Origin of the sequence: Pseudomonas sp. Root401 (genome assembly GCF_001425105.1) — a bacterium.
In the GTDB taxonomy this organism is placed as follows: Bacteria; Pseudomonadota; Gammaproteobacteria; order Pseudomonadales; family Pseudomonadaceae; genus Aquipseudomonas; species Aquipseudomonas brassicacearum.
Genome location: NZ_LMDO01000024.1, coordinates 22,959 through 43,227, shown reverse-complemented (window position 1 = coordinate 43,227; position 20,269 = coordinate 22,959). Strand labels below are relative to the sequence as shown.

General features: G+C 61.0%; 15 protein-coding genes. 13 read left to right on the top strand and 2 right to left on the bottom strand.

What is annotated here, in order from left to right; all coding sequences use genetic code 11:
• Positions 1 to 78 precede the first annotated feature (78 nt).
• The 13 genes from ASC85_RS32170 to ASC85_RS18800 all read left to right on the top strand — a co-directional run bounded on the left by ASC85_RS32170 (position 79) and on the right by ASC85_RS18800 (position 18,652).
• On the top strand, positions 79 to 255 hold the full coding sequence (locus ASC85_RS32170) for a hypothetical protein (RefSeq protein ID WP_003176118.1): 177 nt from the start codon (positions 79 to 81) through the stop codon (positions 253 to 255).
• Positions 239 to 3,193, top strand: coding sequence for a sensor histidine kinase (locus ASC85_RS18855; protein WP_024618745.1), 2,955 nt, complete (start codon positions 239 to 241; stop codon positions 3,191 to 3,193). Before ASC85_RS32170 ends, ASC85_RS18855 begins: the two co-directional genes overlap by 17 nt.
• Before the next feature lie 22 nt (positions 3,194 to 3,215).
• On the top strand, positions 3,216 to 4,649 hold the full coding sequence (locus tag ASC85_RS18850; protein WP_057450878.1) for a sigma-54-dependent transcriptional regulator: 1,434 nt from the start codon (positions 3,216 to 3,218) through the stop codon (positions 4,647 to 4,649).
• Between the two features lie 715 nt (positions 4,650 to 5,364).
• Positions 5,365 to 6,762 carry a polynucleotide adenylyltransferase PcnB gene (locus ASC85_RS18845; RefSeq protein ID WP_057450877.1) on the top strand — a complete coding sequence of 466 codons (1,398 nt, stop codon included), beginning with the start codon at positions 5,365 to 5,367 and terminating at the stop codon, positions 6,760 to 6,762.
• Positions 6,763 to 6,765: 3 nt separating this feature from the next.
• Positions 6,766 to 7,251, top strand: coding sequence for a 2-amino-4-hydroxy-6-hydroxymethyldihydropteridine diphosphokinase (folK, locus tag ASC85_RS18840; RefSeq protein ID WP_057450876.1), 486 nt, complete (start codon positions 6,766 to 6,768; stop codon positions 7,249 to 7,251).
• 366 nt (positions 7,252 to 7,617) lie between these two features.
• Positions 7,618 to 8,418: a 3-methyl-2-oxobutanoate hydroxymethyltransferase gene (panB, locus tag ASC85_RS18835; RefSeq protein WP_057450875.1), complete on the top strand. Its 801-nt coding sequence runs from the start codon at positions 7,618 to 7,620 to the stop codon at positions 8,416 to 8,418.
• Entirely contained in the window at positions 8,415 to 9,275 is an 861-nt protein-coding gene (panC, locus tag ASC85_RS18830) for a pantoate--beta-alanine ligase (protein WP_057450874.1), read from the top strand. The genes panB and panC overlap by 4 nt, the downstream gene beginning before the upstream one ends.
• 217 nt (positions 9,276 to 9,492) lie before the next feature.
• Positions 9,493 to 9,873: an aspartate 1-decarboxylase gene (panD, locus tag ASC85_RS18825; protein WP_003205654.1), complete on the top strand. Its 381-nt coding sequence runs from the start codon at positions 9,493 to 9,495 to the stop codon at positions 9,871 to 9,873.
• Between the two features lie 322 nt (positions 9,874 to 10,195).
• Positions 10,196 to 11,860 carry a glucose-6-phosphate isomerase gene (pgi, locus tag ASC85_RS18820; protein ID WP_003205656.1) on the top strand — a complete coding sequence of 555 codons (1,665 nt, stop codon included), beginning with the start codon at positions 10,196 to 10,198 and terminating at the stop codon, positions 11,858 to 11,860.
• A gap of 242 nt (positions 11,861 to 12,102) precedes the next feature.
• Positions 12,103 to 14,040, top strand: a complete 1,938-nt coding sequence (gene acs, locus ASC85_RS18815) for an acetate--CoA ligase (RefSeq protein WP_057450873.1) — start codon at positions 12,103 to 12,105, stop codon at positions 14,038 to 14,040.
• Positions 14,041 to 14,283: 243 nt separating this feature from the next.
• Complete coding sequence (locus tag ASC85_RS18810) at positions 14,284 to 15,300, top strand: class I SAM-dependent rRNA methyltransferase (protein WP_057450872.1); 1,017 nt, start codon at positions 14,284 to 14,286, stop codon at positions 15,298 to 15,300.
• A gap of 120 nt (positions 15,301 to 15,420) precedes the next feature.
• On the top strand, positions 15,421 to 18,354 hold the full coding sequence (locus ASC85_RS18805; protein WP_057450871.1) for a DUF748 domain-containing protein: 2,934 nt from the start codon (positions 15,421 to 15,423) through the stop codon (positions 18,352 to 18,354).
• 1 nt (position 18,355) lies between these two features.
• The gene (locus tag ASC85_RS18800; protein WP_057450870.1) at positions 18,356 to 18,652 is read left to right on the top strand and encodes a DUF2845 domain-containing protein; all 297 of its coding nucleotides are present in this window, start codon (positions 18,356 to 18,358) and stop codon (positions 18,650 to 18,652) included.
• 327 nt (positions 18,653 to 18,979) lie between these two features.
• Here the strand turns inward: ASC85_RS18800 and ASC85_RS18795 are convergent, their stop codons facing one another.
• Positions 18,980 to 19,333 carry a BON domain-containing protein gene (locus ASC85_RS18795; RefSeq protein WP_003205664.1) on the bottom strand — a complete coding sequence of 118 codons (354 nt, stop codon included), beginning with the start codon at positions 19,331 to 19,333 and terminating at the stop codon, positions 18,980 to 18,982.
• A 345-nt stretch (positions 19,334 to 19,678) separates the two neighbouring features.
• Positions 19,679 to 20,101: a pilin gene (locus ASC85_RS18790; protein WP_053163361.1), complete on the bottom strand. Its 423-nt coding sequence runs from the start codon at positions 20,099 to 20,101 to the stop codon at positions 19,679 to 19,681.
• Between the last annotated feature and the right edge of the window lie 168 nt (positions 20,102 to 20,269).

Genomic DNA, 20,269 nt, shown 5'->3' with positions numbered 1-20,269 from the left:
CGGCCCTTGCAGCTTGGCGCCCATCCGTTACCATCGCCGCACGTTTTTTGGGCACGCGCATAAATTAGAGAGGCCGGGATGTATATCTATCGCTTGGTCCTGCTCCTGGTAGTGGGGATTTATCTGTTCTCCCCGGCCATCATGGATTGGTGGATCGATGCCACGGGTGCCTGGTATCGGCCGTATCTGCTCTGGCTGATCCTGATTGTCGTGACCTTCATCCTGCAGAGCCAAAAAGATGCCGATGAGCTTTAGCCTGACCCAGATGATCCTGATCAGCGCCGCCTACCTGGCCGTGCTGTTCGGCGTAGCCTGGATCAGCGAACGAGGCATGATCCCCCGGGCGATCATCCGCCACCCGCTGACCTACACCCTGTCGCTGGGTGTCTATGCCAGTGCATGGGCGTTCTATGGCACGGTCGGGCTGGCCTACCAGTATGGCTATGGCTTCCTCTCCAGTTACCTGGGGGTGTCAGGGGCGTTCCTGCTGGCGCCGGTGTTGCTCTACCCGATCCTGAAAATCACCCGCACCTACCAACTGTCGTCGCTGGCCGACCTGTTCGCCTTTCGTTTTCGCAGCACCTGGGCCGGCGCGCTGACCACGATCTTCATGCTGGTCGGGGTGCTGCCGTTGCTGGCCCTGCAGATCCAGGCCGTGGCCGACTCCATCAGCATCCTGACCCGCGAGCCGGTGCAGCACCGGGTGGCGCTGAGCTTCTGCGTACTGATCATCCTGTTCACGATTTTCTTCGGCTCCCGGCACATTGCCACGCGGGAAAAGCACGAAGGCCTGGTGTTCGCCATCGCTTTCGAATCGGTGATCAAGCTGATCGCCATCGGCGGCGTCGGTCTCTATGCCTTGTACGGCGTGTTCGATGGCCCGCAACAGCTTGAGCTCTGGTTGTTGCAGAACCAGACCGCCCTCGCCGCCCTGCACACACCTTTGCAGGAAGGCCCATGGCGCACGCTGTTGCTGGTGTTCTTCGCATCGGCCATCGTGATGCCGCACATGTACCACATGACGTTTACCGAAAACCTCAACCCGCGCTCGCTGGTAAGCGCCAGTTGGGGCCTGCCGCTGTTCCTGCTGCTGATGAGCCTGGCGGTACCGCTGATTCTCTGGGCCGGCTTGAAGCTGGGCGCCAGTACCAATCCGGAATATTTCACCCTGGGCATCGGCATCGCCGCCAACAGCAAGGCCCTGGCGTTGCTGGCGTATGTCGGCGGCCTGTCGGCGGCCAGCGGCTTGATCATCGTCACCACGCTGGCATTGTCGGGCATGGCCCTCAATCACCTGGTGCTGCCGCTTTACCAGCCACCGGCCGAAGGCAATATCTACCGCTGGCTGAAATGGACACGGCGGGCGCTGATCGTCGCGATCATCATGGCCGGCTACGGTTTCTACCTGATGCTGGGTGAGGGACAGGACCTGGCCAACCTGGGCATCGTCGCCTTCGTTGCCACCTTGCAGTTCCTGCCCGGCGTACTGTCGGTGCTGTATTGGCCGACCGCCAACCGCCGCGGCTTCATCGCCGGCCTGCTGGCAGGGATCCTGGTGTGGCTGGTCGCGATGCTGTTGCCGCTGATGGGCAACCTGCAGGGCTTCTATATTCCGCTGCTGAACATGATCTACGTGCTCGACGACACCAGTTGGCATATGGCGGCCATCGCCTCCCTGGCGGCGAACGTGCTGATGTTCACCCTGATCTCGCTGTTCACCAACGCCAGCAGCGAAGAGGCCAGCGCCGCCGAAGCTTGCGCGGTGGACAATGTCCGCCGCCCGCAGCGTCGCGAACTGCACGCCGCCTCGCCCCAGGAATTCGCCACGCAACTGGCCAAGCCCCTGGGCGCCAAGGCCGCGCAAAAGGAAGTCGAACAGGCCCTGCGCGACCTCTACCTGCCCTTCGATGAACGTCGCCCGTATGCTCTGCGTCGCCTGCGGGACCGGATCGAAGCCAACCTGTCCGGCCTGATGGGCCCCAGCGTGGCCCAGGACATGGTCGAGACGTTCCTGCCCTACAAGGCCGGCGGCGAGAACTACGTCACCGAAGATATCCACTTCATCGAAAGCCGCCTCGAGGACTACCACTCGCGCCTCACCGGCCTTGCCGCCGAACTGGACGCCTTGCGCCGTTATCACCGCCAGACCTTGCAGGAACTACCGATGGGCGTGTGCTCCCTGGCCAAGGATCAGGAAATCCTGATGTGGAACAAGGCCATGGAAGAGCTCACCGGGATCGCGGCCCAGCGCGTGGTCGGTTCCCGCCTGAGCACCCTGGGCGAGCCGTGGAAAGGCTTGTTGCAGGGTTTCATCGACCTGCCGGACGAGCACCTGCACAAACAGCACCTGGCCCTCGACGGCCAGACCCGTTGGCTGAACCTGCACAAGGCGGCGATCGACGAGCCCTTGGCGCCGGGTAACAGCGGCCTCGTGCTACTGGTCGAAGACCTGACCGACACCCAGATGCTCGAAGACAAGCTGGTCCACTCCGAACGACTGGCAAGCATCGGCCGCTTGGCCGCCGGGGTGGCCCACGAAATCGGCAACCCGATCACCGGCATCGCCTGCCTGGCGCAGAACCTGCGCGAGGAACGCGAGGACGACGGCGAGCTGACGGAAATCAGCGGCCAGATCCTCGAACAGACCAAGCGCGTGTCGCGCATCGTCCAGTCGCTGATGAGCTTCGCCCATGCCGGCGGTCACCAGCACAATGACGAGCCCGTCTGTCTGGCCGAAGTGGCCCAGGATGCCATTGGTCTGCTGGCGCTCAACCGGCGCAATTTCGAAGTGCAATTCTTCAACCTGTGCGATCCGGACCATTGGGTCGATGGCGACCCCCAGCGGCTCGCCCAGGTGTTGATCAACCTGCTATCCAACGCGCGGGACGCCTCACCGGCCGGCAGCGCGGTGCGGGTCAAGAGTGAGGCCTTCGAACACACGGTCGACCTGATCGTCGAAGACGAAGGCAGCGGTATCCCACAGAACATCATGGACCGATTGTTCGAACCTTTCTTCACCACCAAGGATCCTGGCGAAGGCACCGGTCTGGGCCTCGCACTGGTCTATTCCATCGTTGAAGAGCATTATGGACAAATCACCATCGACAGCCCGGCCGATGTACAAAGCCAACGCGGCACCCGTATCCGGGTGACCTTGCCGCGTCATGTCGAAGCGACGTCCGCTGTGAACTGAGACCGTCGAGAGAATCGAATCAATGCCGCACATTTTGATCGTCGAAGACGAAACAATTATCCGCTCCGCCTTGCGCCGCCTGCTGGAACGCAACCAGTACCAGGTCAGCGAAGCCGGTTCAGTGCAGGAAGCACAAGAACGTTTCAGCATTCCCACGTTTGACCTGATCGTCAGCGACCTGCGCCTGCCTGGCGCCCCGGGTACCGAGCTGATCAAGCTCGGCCAGGGCACACCCGTGCTGATCATGACCAGTTACGCCAGCCTGCGCTCGGCGGTCGACTCCATGAAAATGGGTGCGGTGGACTACATCGCCAAACCGTTCGACCACGATGAGATGCTCCAGGCCGTGGCCCGCATCCTGCGTGACCGACAGGCGGCGACCAGTAACCCGGCGGAACCCGCTGGCAAGGCCAGTGCCTCGGCGAAAGCCGGCGCCAGCAACAATAATGGCGAAATTGGCATCATCGGTTCCTGCCCGCCCATGCAGGACCTGTACAGCAAGATCCGCAAGGTGGCACCGACCGACTCCAATGTCCTGGTCCAGGGCGAGTCCGGTACCGGCAAGGAGCTGGTAGCCCGCGCCCTGCACAATCTGTCACGCCGGGCCAAGGCGCCGATGATCTCGGTGAACTGCGCGGCGATCCCGGAAAGCCTGATCGAGTCCGAACTGTTCGGTCACGAGAAAGGTGCGTTCACCGGCGCCAGCGCCGGGCGCGCCGGGTTGGTGGAAGCGGCGGACGGCGGCACGCTGTTCCTCGATGAAATCGGCGAACTGCCGCTGGAAGCCCAGGCGCGGTTGCTGCGGGTGCTTCAGGAAGGCGAAATCCGCCGGGTCGGCTCGGTGCAGTCGCAAAAGGTCGACGTCCGCCTGATCGCGGCCACCCACCGTGACCTCAAGAGCCTGGCGAAGATCGGCCAGTTCCGCGAAGACTTGTATTACCGCTTGCATGTGATCGCCTTGAAGCTGCCAGCCCTGCGCGAGCGTGGCGCGGACGTCAATGAAATCGCCCAGGCATTCCTGGCTCGCCAGAGCGCGCGGGTCAACCGCACCGACCTCAAGTTCGCCCCGGACGCCGAACAGGCCATTCGTCATTACGCCTGGCCGGGTAACGTTCGCGAGCTGGAAAACGCGGTCGAGCGGGCGGTGATCCTGTGCGAGAGCCCGGAAATCTCGGCCGACCTGCTGGGCATCGACATCGAACTGAGTGACCTGGACGACGAAGAGTTCATCGGCCTGGCCCCGCAACAGGGCGGCGCTGCCAACAACACCAGCCACGAACCCACCGAAGACCTGTCCCTGGAGGATTACTTCCAGCATTTCGTCCTGGAGCACCAGGACCACATGACCGAGACCGAACTGGCACGCAAACTGGGCGTAAGCCGCAAGTGCCTGTGGGAACGTCGCCAGCGCCTGGGAATTCCACGGCGCAAGACCGGAGCGACCAGCGAAAGCTGAGGTGTGGGGGTAACACCGCTGAATGTGAAAAAACTGTTACCTCAGCTTTTTCACGTAACAGAAGCCGGGGTTTACGGTAACGAAATCCCGGCTTTTTTTCGCCCCGAAAAAATGGTTATAACCCTAGAACCCCCGGTTTCGCTGGGCCTCGCAAAAGTTGGCACGCACCCTGCTATAGCTTTGGTACAAGAACAATAACAAGCAATGCAAAAGACAATAAAAATAAGACGAATCGACTCACGCACAATAAAAACAAGACGGCGAGAGGCGCAGCTAACTGATTCTTTTGGAGAGGCGTTGTATTTGGGGCTTGCCCCACAACCAGGCCGAGAACAATAAAAACTGTCTCAAGACAGGTGCCTGAACTGGTTGGATCGATAGATCACTGCAACACAGCGATCAAAGCAATCCGTTTGCTCTTGGCTCCCGATTGGGAGGGTCACGAAGGGAAAACCTCGTGACGCGGGCACTCAACAAAAACAAGAAGCCCGAAACCAATAATAAAAATAGAGCACGTAACTAATTCTGGGGGAGCTTCGGCTCCCCTTGTGGTTTCTGTCGTTCCGCCTCCCCGCAGCCTACAAGGCTTGTCGCTGAAGCTTGCAGCTCTAAACTGCTCCGTCCTACACCATCCCTCGACTAAATGCTAGAATCTCGGCCCATCATGCGGTCATTCTTCGTTTTTGGCCGAATATTCCTTCAAACAGTGCATCCCATGCTGAAGAAGCTGTTCCAGTCATTCCGTTCTCCCTTGCGTCGTACGCAACACATTCGCAGCACGCCTGAAGTGCTCAACAGCGGCCAGCATTCACTGCAAAAGGCCCAGTTCAGCCGTTATGCGGTGAACATCGTCGAACGTTTGCAGAACGCCGGTTACCAGGCTTACCTGGTCGGTGGTTGCGTGCGCGACATGCTGCTCAACATCACCCCCAAGGATTTCGACGTCGCCACCAGCGCCACGCCGGAACAGATACGGGCCGAATTTCGCAATGCGCGGATCATTGGCCGGCGCTTCAAGCTGGTCCACATTCACTTCGGCCGCGAAATCATCGAAGTGGCGACCTTCCGCGCCAATCATCCGCAAAACGATGAAGAAGAAGACAGCAACCAGTCTTCCCGCAACGAGAGCGGGCGCATCCTGCGCGATAACGTCTACGGCACGCTGGAAGAAGATGCGCAACGCCGCGACTTCACCATCAACGCCCTGTATTACGATCCGGTCAGCGAGCGCATCCTCGATTACGCCAATGGCGTACACGACATTCGCAATCGCCTGATCCGCCTGATTGGCGACCCCAAGCAACGCTACCAGGAAGACCCGGTGCGGATGCTGCGGGCCGTGCGTTTCGCCGCCAAGCTGGATTTCGGCATCGAAAAACACAGCGCCTTGCCGATTCGCGAACTGGCGCCGATGCTGCGGGAAATCCCTTCGGCGCGCCTGTTCGAGGAAGTGCTCAAGCTGTTCCTGTCGGGCAACGCGGCAGATACCTTCGAGATGCTGGTGGACCTGCAGTTGTTCGATCCGCTGTTCCCCGCCAGTGCCGAGGCACTGGAGCACAACCCGACCTACACCCACACCTTGATCAGCGAAGCACTGATCAACACCGACCTGCGCATCAAGCAGAACAAGCCGGTGACGCCTGCGTTCCTGTTCGCCGCGCTGCTCTGGCCTGCCCTGCCGGCCCGGGTGCTGCGCTTGCAAGAGCGTGGCATGCCGCCAATCCCGGCGATGCAGGAAGCTGCCCACGAGCTGATCGCCGAACAGTGCCAGCGCATCGCCATTCCAAAACGCTTCACGATGCCGATCCGCGAGATCTGGGACATGCAGGAACGCCTGCCACGGCGCAGCGGCAAACGTGCCGACCTGCTGCTGGACAACCCGCGCTTCCGTGCTGGCTACGACTTCCTGCTGCTGCGTGAAAGCGCGGGCGAGCAAACCGATGGCCTGGGCGAATGGTGGACCGATTACCAGGACGCCAACGACAGCGAGCGCCGCGACATGATTCGTGAGCTCAGCGGCAAGGACGACGGCGCCAGCGGCCCGCGCAAGCGCCGTCGCAGCAGCGGAGCCAAGCGCAAGCGTGCCGGTGTACCGAGCGCATCAGGCGAGTAATCGATGGAACGCATCTACATCGGCATGGGCAGCAACCTGGCCGAACCCGCCGAACAATTGCGCAGTGCCGTTCAGGCGCTGGCGCAATTGCCCGACACCCAACTGGTGGGGGTCTCGGCGTTTTATCAAAGTGATTCCCTGCTGCCCGGCCAACCGCGCTACACCAACGCGGTGGCGGCGCTGGACAGCCACCTGGCACCGCTGGACCTGCTCGATGCGCTGCAAGGCATCGAAACCGGACAGGGTCGCGAACGCCTGGAACGCTGGGGCCCGCGCACCCTGGATCTGGACATCCTGCTGTTCGGCGATCGCCTGATCGACGAGCCTCGCCTCAAGGTCCCCCACTACCACATGCAAGCCCGGGCCTTTGTGCTGTACCCACTGGCCGAGTTGGCGCCCGCCGACCTGCGCCTGGCCGATGGGCGCTCACTCAAGGATCTGCTCGCGGCGTGCCCATTCGTTGGCCTGGAACGCTTGCCGCCGAACTGAAGCAGTTCCTCTTGTGGGAGCAAAGCTTGCTCGCGATTGCGGTGGGCCAGTGAACATCCATGCCGTCTGATCCACCGCCATCGCGAGCAAGCTTTGCTCCCACAGGATGCGGTACTGGACCGTCATTCCGGGGACACGTCTCTACGCTGAAACGCATCAGTAACCCCGGTAACACCCGGCGGTAACACATCCAATTGACTTCCCGAGTGCTCCTCACGACTATAGGCGTCCCGATGCCGCCAACGCGGCGTTTAAAGGGCGCAATCCAGGCCTTACAAGCACCACACATAGAGGGTGCGCCTGTATAGATGACGATTCATGCGCGTTACTCGCAGTAGCTCAAGAGCGCCTAATGAGGACTTTTTCATGCCAGCTATTACCCTGACCACGCTGCAAGGTCTCAAGCAAAAAGGTGAGAAAATCGCCATGCTGACCTGCTATGACGCAACTTTCGCCCACGCCTGCAATGAGGCCGGTGTCGAAGTGTTGCTGGTGGGCGATTCCCTCGGCATGGTGCTGCAAGGTCACGACAGCACGCTGCCGGTGACCACCGCCGAGATGGCCTACCATGTGGCCGCCGTCAAACGCGGTAACACCGATGCACTGATTCTCGCCGACCTGCCTTTCATGGCCTACGCCACCCTTGAACAAACCATGACCAACAGCGCCATGCTGATGCAGGCCGGTGCCCACATGGTCAAGGTCGAGGGCGCGTTATGGCTGGCCGATTCGATTCGGCTGCTGGCCGAGCGGGGTATCCCGGTGTGCGCGCACCTGGGCCTGACCCCACAAGCGGTGAACATCCTCGGTGGCTACAAGGTCCAGGGCCGCAATGAGAACCAGGCGCGGCAGATGCGCGCCGATGCGATTGCACTGGAGCAGGCTGGCGCGGCGATGTTGCTGCTCGAATGCGTGCCCAGCGAGTTGGCGGAAGAAATCACCCAGGCGGTGAAGATCCCGGTGATTGGGATCGGCGCCGGCCACGCCACCGATGGCCAGGTACTGGTGCTGCACGACATGCTCGGGCTGTCGATCACCGGTCGCGTGCCCAAGTTCGTGAAGGACTTCATGGCTGGGCAAACGTCCATCCAGGGCGCCCTGAGTGCCTACGTCGCCGAAGTCAAGGCCGTAACCTTCCCTGGCGTCGAGCACGGGTTTTCTGCATGAACACCGTCAAAACCGTACGCGAACTGCGGGCCGCCGTGGCCCGTGCCCGCGGCGAAGGCAAACGTATCGCCTTCGTGCCGACCATGGGCAACCTGCACAGCGGCCACGTGGCGCTGGTCACCAAGGCCGCGCAACGGGCCGACTTCGTGGTGGCGAGCATTTTCGTCAACCCACTGCAATTCGGTGCCGGCGAAGACCTGGACAAATACCCCCGCACCCTGGCGGCCGACCAAGAGAGACTGCTCCAGGCCGGCTGCCATCTGCTGTTCGCGCCCAGCGTCGAAGAGATGTACCCCGACGGCATGGCCGGACAGACCCGGGTCAGCGTCCCGCAATTGTCCGAAGGCTTGTGCGGCGCCAGCCGTCCAGGGCATTTCGAGGGCGTGGCGACGGTGGTCAGCAAACTGTTCAACATGGTCCAGCCTGACCTGGCGGTGTTTGGCCAGAAAGACTTCCAGCAACTGGCGGTGATTCGCGCACTGGTCCATGACCTGAACATGCCGATCCAGATCATCGGCGAGCCGACCGTTCGCGCCGAGGACGGCCTGGCGTTGTCCTCGCGCAACGGCTTCCTCAGCCCGGATCAACGTGCCGTCGCGCCCGTGGTCTATCGCGTCCTGAGCCAGATCGCCGAGGCCATCAAACAGGGTCGACGAGATTTCCCGGCGCTGATCGATGAGCAGCTCAAGCAACTTGAAGCTGCCGGCCTGCGTCCCGATTACCTGGAAATCCGTCACGCCAAGACCTTGCGTCCGGCATTGAGCGAGGACCGTGACCTGGTGATCCTGGTGGCGGCCTTCCTCGGTACCACGCGCCTGATCGACAACCTGCACCTGGACCTCGATAGCCCCGCCTGAACCCACACCCGTCCCAATCTGGGGATGGGCCTTGTGGGAGCAAAGCTTGCTCGCGATAGCGGTCTGATATTCGACATACGTGTCGAATTTGACCACGTCATCGCGAGCAAGCTTTGCTCCCACATACAGACTGCACTTGCAAATCCCTCGCGTATTGCCGCCCCACCAGCCTTCAGGCAGACTGCCCGCCGTTCGGACCCGACCAGAGGAAACATTCATGCACGCCATCATGCTCAAGGCCAAGCTGCATCGCGCCGAAGTCACTCACGCAGTGCTCGATTACGAAGGCTCCTGCGCCATCGATGGTGAGTGGCTGGATCTGTCGGGGATCCGTGAATACGAACAGATCCAGATCTACAATGTCGACAACGGCGAACGCTTCACCACCTACGCCATCCGTGGCGAGGAAGGTTCGCGGATGATCTCGGTGAACGGTGCCGCAGCGCACAAGGCCAAGGTCGGTGACCGTGTCATCATTTGCGCCTACGCCCACTACAGCGAAGCCGAGCTGGTCAACTTCAAGCCCCGCATGCTGTACATGGCGCCAGGCAATGAACTGAGCCACACCAGCAATGCGATTCCGGTACAGCTCGCCTGATCGAACCCGAACGATATCTGTGTACAAACCTGTGGGAGCAAAGCTTGCTCGCGATAGCAGTGTGTCAGGCGACATCCATGCAACTGGTCCATTGCAATCGCGAGCAAACTTTGCTCCCACAGCGAACCATTCCCGCCGCCTGTTGTATAAAAAAGTACCGGGAACCGGTCAGACAAAGTCAAGACAGATCGCAACGCGAGGTTTACTGTATCCGCCCTGCGTCCGGCGATCGTGTCGATGCAGTGTCCGGACGCCCACCTCGAGCCGCGCCGGAATTTTTAGTGTACAAAAGGTCGTTCAAGTAAAAAGGAAACCCGCAGCGATGGCGTATTACCGAACCCCTCATGACGTGACCGCTCTGCCAGCCTGGCAAGCGCTGAATGACCACCGCAAAGCCATGCAGGATTTCAGCATGCGCGAAGCGTTCAATGCCGATCCGCAGCGTTTTACTCAATTCACCCTGTCGAGCTGCGGCCTGTTTCTCGACTACTCGAAAAACCTGATCAACGCCCAGACCCGCGATCTGCTGGTGGGCCTGGCCAACGAAGTCGACCTCAAGGGCGCGATCAAGTCGCTGTTCGAAGGCGAAATCGTCAACGCCTCGGAAAACCGCCCTGCCCTGCACACCGCCCTGCGTCGGCCGGTGGGCGACAAGCTGCTGGTCAACGGCGTCAACGTGATGCCGGACGTGCATAAAGTGCTGAACCAGATCACCGACCTGGTGGGCCGCATTCACGACGGCCTGTGGCGCGGCTACACCGAAAAACCCATCACCGACGTGGTGAACATCGGCATCGGTGGTTCTTTCCTCGGCCCGGAGCTGGTGTCCGAAGCGTTGTTGTCCTACGCGCAAAAAGGCGTTCGCTGCCACTACCTGGCGAACATCGACGGCAGTGAGTTCCATGAACTGACCATGAAGCTGCGCGCAGAGACCACGCTGTTCATCGTCTCGTCGAAATCCTTCAACACCCTCGAAACCCTGAAGAACGCCCAGGCCGCCCGCGCCTGGTACCTGGCCCAGGGTGGCTCCGAAGCGGAGCTGTATCGCCACTTCATCGCCGTGTCGAGCAACAACGCCGCCGCCGTGGCCTTCGGCATCCGCGAAGAAAACATCTTCCCGATGTGGGACTGGGTCGGCGGGCGTTACTCGCTGTGGTCGGCCATCGGCCTGCCGATCGCCCTGGCCATCGGCATGTCGAACTTCAAGGAATTGCTCTCCGGGGCCTATTCCATGGACCAGCATTTCCAGAGCGCCCCGTTCGAACAGAACATGCCGGTGCTGCTGGCACTGCTGGGCGTGTGGTACGGCAACTTCTGGGGCGCGCAGAGCCATGCGATCCTGCCGTACGACCACTACCTGCGTAACATCACCAAGCACTTGCAGCAATTGGACATGGAATCCAATGGCAAGAGCGTGCGCCAGGACGGTACACCGGTGTCGACCGACACGGGCCCGGTGATCTGGGGCGGCGTCGGCTGCAACGGTCAGCACGCTTACCACCAATTGTTGCACCAAGGCACCCAGTTGATCCCGGCCGACTTCATCGTGCCGATCGTCAGCTTCAACCCGGTTTCCGATCATCACCAGTGGCTGTACGCCAACTGCCTGTCCCAGAGCCAGGCACTGATGCTCGGCAAGACCCGCGCCGAAGCCGAAGCCGAGCTGCGGGACAAGGGCGCCAGCGAAGAAGAGGTGCAGAAACTGGCCTCCCACAAGGTGATCCCGGGCAACCGTCCGAGCAACACCCTGGTGGTCGAACGCATCAGCCCACGTCGCCTCGGCGCGCTGGTGGCGCTGTATGAACACAAGGTGTTCGTGCAGAGCGTGGTCTGGGGCATCAACGCCTTCGACCAATGGGGCGTGGAGCTGGGCAAGGAACTGGGCAAGGGCGTCTACAACCGCCTGGTGGGCAGTGAAGAAAGCCTAGCCGAAGATGCTTCGACCCAGGGCTTGATCAACTACTTCCGCGGTCGTCACCGCGGGTGATAGTCTGACAGGGCGGCTCACCCGCCCTGTCAGCTTTCGTTCAGGACAGTTCCTTCGGCTCGGGTCGCCCGCAAACCGTGGAGTACACGGTACTGTAGGAGCTGCCGAAGGCTGCGATCTTTTGATCTTGATCTTTCACTTGGCACTCAAGTGGCATTGAGAAAAAAGATCGCAGCCTTCGGCAGCTCCTACGAGGGTCGTGCAGCTCCCCTCTTGTCGCAAAACAAGAATAAGGAACCGTCATGTTCGATATCAGCCAGTACCCCCAAGCCGATGCCGTCCGCCGGGCTGCGCAACTGAGTCAGGACGAGTACAAGCGGCTCTACAAAGAATCCATCGAACACCCCAGCGCCTTCTGGGCCGAGCAGGCCACGCGCTTTCTCGACTGGATGACGCCCTGGCAAACCGTCCAGCGCTATGACCTCAAGAACGGCGACGCGACCTGGTTCGCCGGTGGCAAGCTGAACGTCAGCACCAATTGCATCGACCGTCACCTGCAAACGCGCGGCGACCAGACGGCAATCATCTGGGAAGGCGACGACCCCGCCGAATCGGCAGAAATAACCTACAAAAAACTTCACAACCATGTGTGCCGCCTGGCCAACGTGCTGAAAAGCCGTGGCGTGAAGAAAGGCGACCGGGTCTGCATCTACATGCCGATGATCCCCGAGGCCGCCTACGCCATGCTCGCCTGTACCCGTATCGGCGCCGTGCATTCGGTGGTGTTCGGCGGTTTCTCACCGGACTCGCTGCGCGACCGGATTCTCGACGCCGATTGCCGCACCGTGATCACGGCGGACGAAGGTGTGCGCGGCGGGCGCTTCGTACCGCTCAAGCGTAACGTCGACAAGGCCTTGGAAAGTTGCCCGAACGTCAGCACCGTGCTGGTGGTCGAGCGCACCCAGGGTGAGGTGGGCTGGGTTGAGGGCCGTGACCTGTGGTACCACCAGGCCATGCACGAGATGAGCGACGACTGCCCACCCGAACCGATGGACGCCGAAGATCCGTTGTTCATCCTCTACACCTCCGGCAGTACCGGCAAACCCAAGGGCGTGCTGCACACCACGGGCGGCTATCTGCTGCAAGCGGCGATGACGTTCAAGTACGTGCTCGATTACCGCGACAACGAAGTGTTCTGGTGCACCGCCGATGTCGGCTGGGTCACCGGCCATAGCTACATCGTCTATGGCCCGCTGGCCAATGGCGCCACCACACTGATCTTCGAGGGCGTGCCGAGCTACCCGAGCAGTTCGCGCTTCTGGCAGGTGATCGACAAGCATCAGGTCAACATCTTCTACACTGCACCGACCGCCCTGCGCGCGCTGATGCGCGAAGGTGCCGGACCGTTGCAGGAAACGTCCCGCAAAAGCCTGCGATTGCTCGGCACCGTTGGTGAGCCGATCAACCCGGAGGCGTGGGAATGGTATTTCAACACCGTAGGCGAACAGCGCTGCCCGATTGTCGATACCTGGTGGCAGACCGAAACCGGCGGCATCATGCTCAGCCCGTTGGTGAGTGCCCCACGGCTCAAGCCAGGCTGCGCCACCCGGCCGATGTTCGGCGTGCAACCGGTCTTGCTGGATGAAGTGGGCAAGGAAATCAGCGGCGCCGGCAGCGGCGTACTGGCGATCAAATCCAGTTGGCCCGGGCAGATTCGCAGCGTCTACGGCGATCATCAACGCATGGTCGACACCTACTTCAAACCCTACCCCGGCTATTATTTCACCGGCGACGGCGCGCGCCGCGACGAAGATGGCGACTACTGGATCACCGGGCGCATCGACGATGTGATCAACGTCTCCGGGCATCGCATCGGCACCGCCGAAATCGAAAGCGCCCTGGTGCTGCACGACAACATTGCCGAAGCGGCGGTCGTCGGTTACCCCCACGACCTCAAGGGCCAGGGCATCTATGCCTTTGTCACGCCGATGAACGGTGTGGAGGCCAATGACGAGCTGAAGAAGGAACTGCTGGCCCACGTCAGCAAGGAAATCGGCAGCTTCGCCAAACCGGAACTGATCCAGTGGGCGCCGGCGTTGCCCAAGACCCGTTCGGGCAAGATCATGCGGCGCATCCTGCGCAAGATCGCCTGCAACGAACTCGACAGCCTCGGTGATACCTCGACCCTGGCCGATCCAAGTGTGGTGGAGGGGTTGATCGACAAACGCCTCAATCGCTGAGTCAAACAACTCGGCCCCCTGAGGCATCGAGTCCTTGCGCCGCTGGACTGTGGGAGCAAAGCTTGCTCGCGAAACAGGCACCTCGATTTCTGAAAGACCGCATCGCCTGCATCGCGGGCAAGCCTTGCTCCCACAAAGGCCCTCGTCACAGAGGGTGCCTGACTCATATCTGTAGGCAATGCCCAACCCGAGTATGCATAACTGCTAAACTCCCGCGCCTCATTTCTCTAAGGCGCGCCCGGCATGTCTTCCTTGAATCAGGCGCTGCGCGCCGCCCTCGACCAGCGCCAGGAGCTGCTCGGCCAACTGCACCAGCAAGGCACCGACTGCTATCGCCTGTTCCATGGCAGCCAGGAAGGCGCCCCCGGACTGACCATCGACCGCTACGGCCCGCAACTGCTGGTGCAGAGCTTCCATCAGTCGCTGGAGCGCGACGACCTGTTGCAACTGCACGGCATCGTCAACGAACGGCTGGGCCTGGACACGCTCCTGGTCTACAACGATCGTGCCCGGGGCAATTCACGCATCGACCGCCAGGACACCGTCTACCAGGCTGACGAGGCCGCCCTGCAAGACCTGGTCGGGCATGAATGGGGCTTGAATTATCGCGTCCGCGGTCGCCATGCCGGGCAGGATCCACTGCTGTTTCTCGACCTGCGCAACGCCCGGGGCTGGGTCAAGGCACACAGCCGCAATAAAAGCGTGTTGAACCTGTTCGCCTACACCTGCGGCGTCGGCCTGAGCGCCGCGGCCGGTGGTGCGCGGGAGGTGTGCAACCTGGACTTCGCCGAAGGCAACCTGGCGGTGGGCCGCGAAAACGGCTTGCTCAACCCCGATTTGCCGCCGATGGAGTTCGTGCAGTCGGATTACTTCCCGGCGATCCGCCAACTGGCCGGCCTGCCCATCAGCCAGCGGCGCGGGCAGAAACTGCCCAGCTACGTGCGCCTGGAGCAACGCCAGTACGACCTGGTGCTGCTCGATCCACCGGCCTGGGCCAAAAGTGCGTTCGGCACCGTCGACCTATTGCGCGACTACCAAAGCCTGCTGAAACCGGCGCTGCTCACCACCGCCGACAATGGCGTGCTGATCTGCTGCAACAACCTGGCAAAGGTGCCCATGGACGACTGGCGCGAGCAGGTGTTGCGTTGCGCGGAAAAGGCCGGACGCCCGGTACGCGAGTGGAGCGTGCTGACGCCCGGCAGCGATTTCCCCTCCCGGGACCAGCAGCCACCGCTCAAGACTTTGGTGCTCCAGCTCTAAGCCCGACTCAGAATTCTTACTCGAAAAACGGACAAATCTCATAAATCACAGTGGCTTCGGAACCGGAAACGCATGCCATACTCCAAGGCATTCCGAATTCACACCAAGATGAAGCCACACATGCCCAAAGGATTGATTCGCGCTATCGGCGCTCTGTTGACCGCACTGGCCCTCTACAGCCTGTTGGGCTTTCTGATTTTGCCGGGCATCGCCTTGCGCATCGCCAACCAGCAATTGGCCACCCTTGCGACGGTGCCGGCGCAGATCCAGCGCATTGAACTCAATCCCTTCAGCCTGGAAGTCAGCCTCTGGGGCCTGAATATCGGCGAACCAGGCAAGGAGCAGGTCGGCTTCGAACGGCTGTACGCCAATTTGCAACTCGACAGTTTGTGGTCCGGCGCCCTGCACCTGGTCGACATCGAGCTGGACAAGCCCAAGACCGAAGTGATGTTCGCCAAGGACGGTCAGTTGAACCTGCTGGGTCTGTTCAAGCTGCCGGCCAGCGAACCGACGCCCGCCGACCCCGAGGCCAAGCCGTTCCCCCTGCGGGTCGACCGAATCAAGTTGGCCGGCGGTTATGTGCATTTCCAGGACCTGCGCCCCAGCGAGCCTATTGAGTTTCTCTACGACACCCTCGATTTCGAGCTGAAGAATCTCAGCACCCTGCCCGACGACAATGCCGACATGACCCTGGTGGCCATAGGTCCCAACGGCGGGCAGATCGACTGGACCGGTAATTTCAGCCTCACGCCGATTGCCTCCCAAGGCACGCTCAAAGTCACCGACGGCCAGATGAAAGCCTTTTGGCCCTACGTACGCGACGCCGTGCCGCTGGTGTTGGAAAACGGCGTCCTGAACCTCAGCACCGACTACAAGCTCAACCTGGCCAAGGGCACCGAACTGCTGCTCAACAACGTCGCGGTCAGCGTCGCGCCCTTCGCCATCAAGGCCCCCGATGGTCGTCCACTGGTGAAGTTCGAACGCCTGGACGTGAGCGAAACCACGGTGGACCTGGCCAAGCAGCAAGTTATCGTGGGCAAGATCCGCAGCCAGAAGCTGGAAACCTGGGCCGCTCGCGAGGCGGACGGGCAACTGGACTGGCAGAAACTCTTCGCCAGCCAGCCGGCCAAACCGCAGGTCAAGGCTGAACCGGCATCCGCCCCGGCAGCGGCAGACTCGCCAAAAGCTGAACCGGCACCGCCGAGCAAACCGTGGCAGGTGATATTGAAGGACGTGCAACTGCGCGACTACCAGGTGCACCTGGCCGACCGCCAGGCCCAACCCGCCGTGGCCCTGGAGGTCGGCCCGCTGAACCTCGACCTGCAGAACTACGACACCCTCAACGGCTCGCCCTTTACCCTCAAGCTGGACACCGGGATAGGCAAGCAGGGCAAGATCCTCGCCGACGGCGAGGTCAACCTGAACCCGATCACCGCCAAGCTCAAGGTCAAGACCCAGGACGTCGACCTGCGCGTCGCCCAGTCGTACATCAACCCGTTCATTCGCCTGGAGCTGCGCTCCGGGATGCTCGGCAGTGATCTGGCGGTCGACCTCAAAAGCACCGAACCGCTGGCATTTGCCGTCACCGGCCGCGCCCAGGTCGATCAGTTGCACACCCTCGACACGCTCAAGACCCGCGACTTCCTCAAGTGGCAGAGCCTGGTCCTCGAAGGCCTGAGTTATCAGCACGGTGACAGCCTGTCCATCGACAAGGTCAACCTGTTCCAGCCTTACGCGCGGTTCATGATCAACGACGACCGCACCACCAATATCGATGACCTGCTGATCCCGCAACCGGCCGACAGCGGCACCAAGAAAGCCGCGGCAAAACCGGCGTCCCAGGAAAAACCGCTGGGCATCCACATCGGTGGCATTGCCATCAATGACGGTTCGGCCAACTTCGCCGACTTCAGCCTGACGCCCAATTTCGCCACGGCCATCCAGCAGCTCAATGGCCAGATCGGCACCATCGACAGCCGCCAGGCCAAACCGGCCAGCGTGGACATCAAGGGCAAGGTCGACCGTTACGCGCCTGTCACCATCAAGGGGGCAGTCAACCCCTTCGACCCGATGGCCAGCCTCGACATCGCCACCAGTTTCAAACGGGTCGAGCTGACCACCCTGACGCCCTACTCCGGCAAGTTCGCCGGCTATCGCATCCGCAAGGGCCGGCTCAATCTCGACCTGCATTACCGGATCACCCAGGGCAAGCTCCAGGCGGAGAACAAAGTGGTGGTCGAGCAACTGCAACTGGGGGAGAAAGTCGACAGCCCGGACGCCGTGAGCCTGCCACTCAAATTGGCCGTCGCATTGCTGAAGGATTCCGACGGCAAGATTTCCATCGAACTACCGGTGTCCGGCGATCTCAACGACCCGCAATTCAGTGTCATGCCGATCATCTGGCAGACCCTGCGCAACCTGGTGGTACGAGCGGCCCAGGCGCCGTTCAAGCTTATCGGTGGGCTGGTGGCCGGCGGCGGCTCGGAAGACCTGGGCAGCGTGGCGTTTGCACCGGGCTCCAGCGACCTGAGCAAGAACAACGAAGGCACGCTGCTCAAACTGTCCGAGGCCCTTGGCAAACGTCCGGAGCTGCGTCTGGAGATCGAAGGCACCGCCGCCGAAAGCAGCGACGGCCCGCTGCTCGCCGCCCAGCGCCTGGAACGCGAATACCAGTACAACTACTACAAGATGCTGCAGCGTCGGGGCGACAAAGTTCCGGCCCAGGCCTCGCTGATACAGGTGCCGGAAGACGAAAAGGCGCCGCTGCTCGAAGGCATCTACCGCACCCGCCTCAAGACCCAACCGCCCGCCGAATGGACGCAATTGGACAAAAAGGCGCGCATCGAGAAACTGCGTGAAGGCGTGATCAAGTTCTGGAGCGGCAGCGACGTGCTCTTGCGTCAACTGGGACAGGAACGGGCCAGCAGCATCAAGGACTTCCTGGTGGACAAAGGCCAGTTGGCCGATGACCGCGTGTATTTCATCGACGCCAGCCTCGGCCAGGCCGAGAGCGATGGCCGGGTGATTACCCCGATGCATCTGGATGCCGAATAAGATGAAACCCTGGTTCGGGCTCTGCCTGGGTCTTGTGCTGGCCGCCGGCCAGGCCTCGGCTGCCGACACGCTGCGTTGCGGCAGCCAGTTGATCAGCGTCGGTGACCGCTCCAGCGAAGTGCTGCAAAAGTGCGGGGAGCCAGCGGCGCGGGATGATCTGGGCTACAAGCGCAGTGTCAATCGCCGGGAGGAATACCCGGTGGAAGAATGGACCTACGGCCCCAACAGCGGCATGTATCAGTACCTGCGTTTCGAGGGCAATCGGCTGGTGCAGATCACCAGCAAGCGGGGGCCGTGAGCTGATAGGTCTCTGCACTCAGTTGGCATGATGTTGAAAATATCACCGCCATCGCGAGCAGGCTCGCTCCCACAGGGGGCCGGGTTTCTTCAGGCAGAATGCATTTTAAATGTGGGAGCGAGCCTGCTCGCGAAAAGGGCAACTCGGTCCCCCCGGCTGCCCCACATACTTTTTTCCACTGGAATAGAACAGGCCCCCGGCACGAATGCCGGGGGCCTGTAATGGCCACGTCCATGTGGCCTTTCGCATGAACTCCAAAGCGACGGCAAACGTATATCCTGGCCCGCTTGCCGCGCCTTCTCCCAGTCCAGGCGAGAAGTCTTAGCCTTACTCGGCTTTCAGGCCGTCAGCCGATACGGCCTTGACGCCTTTGATTTTCTTGGCGATTGCCACAGCGGTGTCTTTTTGTGCATCAGTGACTTTGGTCATCGAAGACAGGGACACAACACCTTTATTGGTTTCAACTTTGATATCAGTGCCTGGAATGCCTTTTTCAGTGACCAGGTCAGCTTTGACCTTGGTGGTGATCCAGGTATCGGAAACGTCCTCTTTGGCTTCTGTCACTTCGCCCGCAGCCAGCATCATTGGCGCCTGAGTTGCTTGAGTGGTCTCGGCGAATGCGCTAGCCATGGTCAGGGTCAATGCGGTAGCAGCGGCGGCAGTGATAGCGAACTTCTTCATACGAGTAACTCCTGTTTTTCTCAAAAACTGCCGGAGGTGGATCCCGGCAGGGTTAACAGGAGTAGTGCGAAGGCTGTGCCAGTTTTCAGGAATCAATTAATTGCTTTTAATTCAGCGAGTTAAGCGAAGCGGAGATTTTCGCAATCATGCAAAATGCATGAACCGTTGATTCTGGACATGCAACTTGCGGGTTTGGGCCTTTTTCTAAGTTTATGAATTGCGGAGGGTTTTCTGTGGCGACGGAGCTTGCTCCCGCTGGGCTGCGTAGCAGCCCTTTGTGTAAGCCATACGGCGCAAGCAATCTCGCGCCGCGGTGACGGGCTAAACCTCAGGTGGATAAGGTCATCAAGGAGCAACCGCGACTGTGCAGCCACCTGCAGGTAAGAACTCTTCAGCAACATTGGAAGAGCAGCTCCAGACACCTGTCCCGGCACGACTGAGGGTGATCGTTTTACCTACGATGGAAGAAGGCGCTTCCTTTATGGCGCAAGTGACGGTGGCCGTCCCTGCAGTAGCATCACCTGAAACAGACATCGTGCAGTTGTTGCTCGACGCCGGTACACCCGTGTTGGCAGCCGTTGGGCTGGTCCCTTTGTTCAAGAGGTCTTCCACCGGCACCTTCAACGAAGAAGCTTCCGCCAGCCCAACCGTCACCTTCGCCCGCGCCTGATACTTCGAATATTGCGGCAACGCAAACGTCGCCAGGATGCCGATGATCGCCACGACGATCAGCAGCTCGATCAAGGTAAAGCCACTCTGCTTATTCATAGACATCTCCCATGCATGAGTCGAAATCTCATGACCTGAAAGGGCCATTGCAGCTCACATGCCAACCCTCAAGCCTCATCAATAAAGGGGATTGAACCCGCACGACGGCGACGTCCTACCTCAACAACCGCACTATCTGACGTTTTTTGTCACCCCACCCCGCTGGTT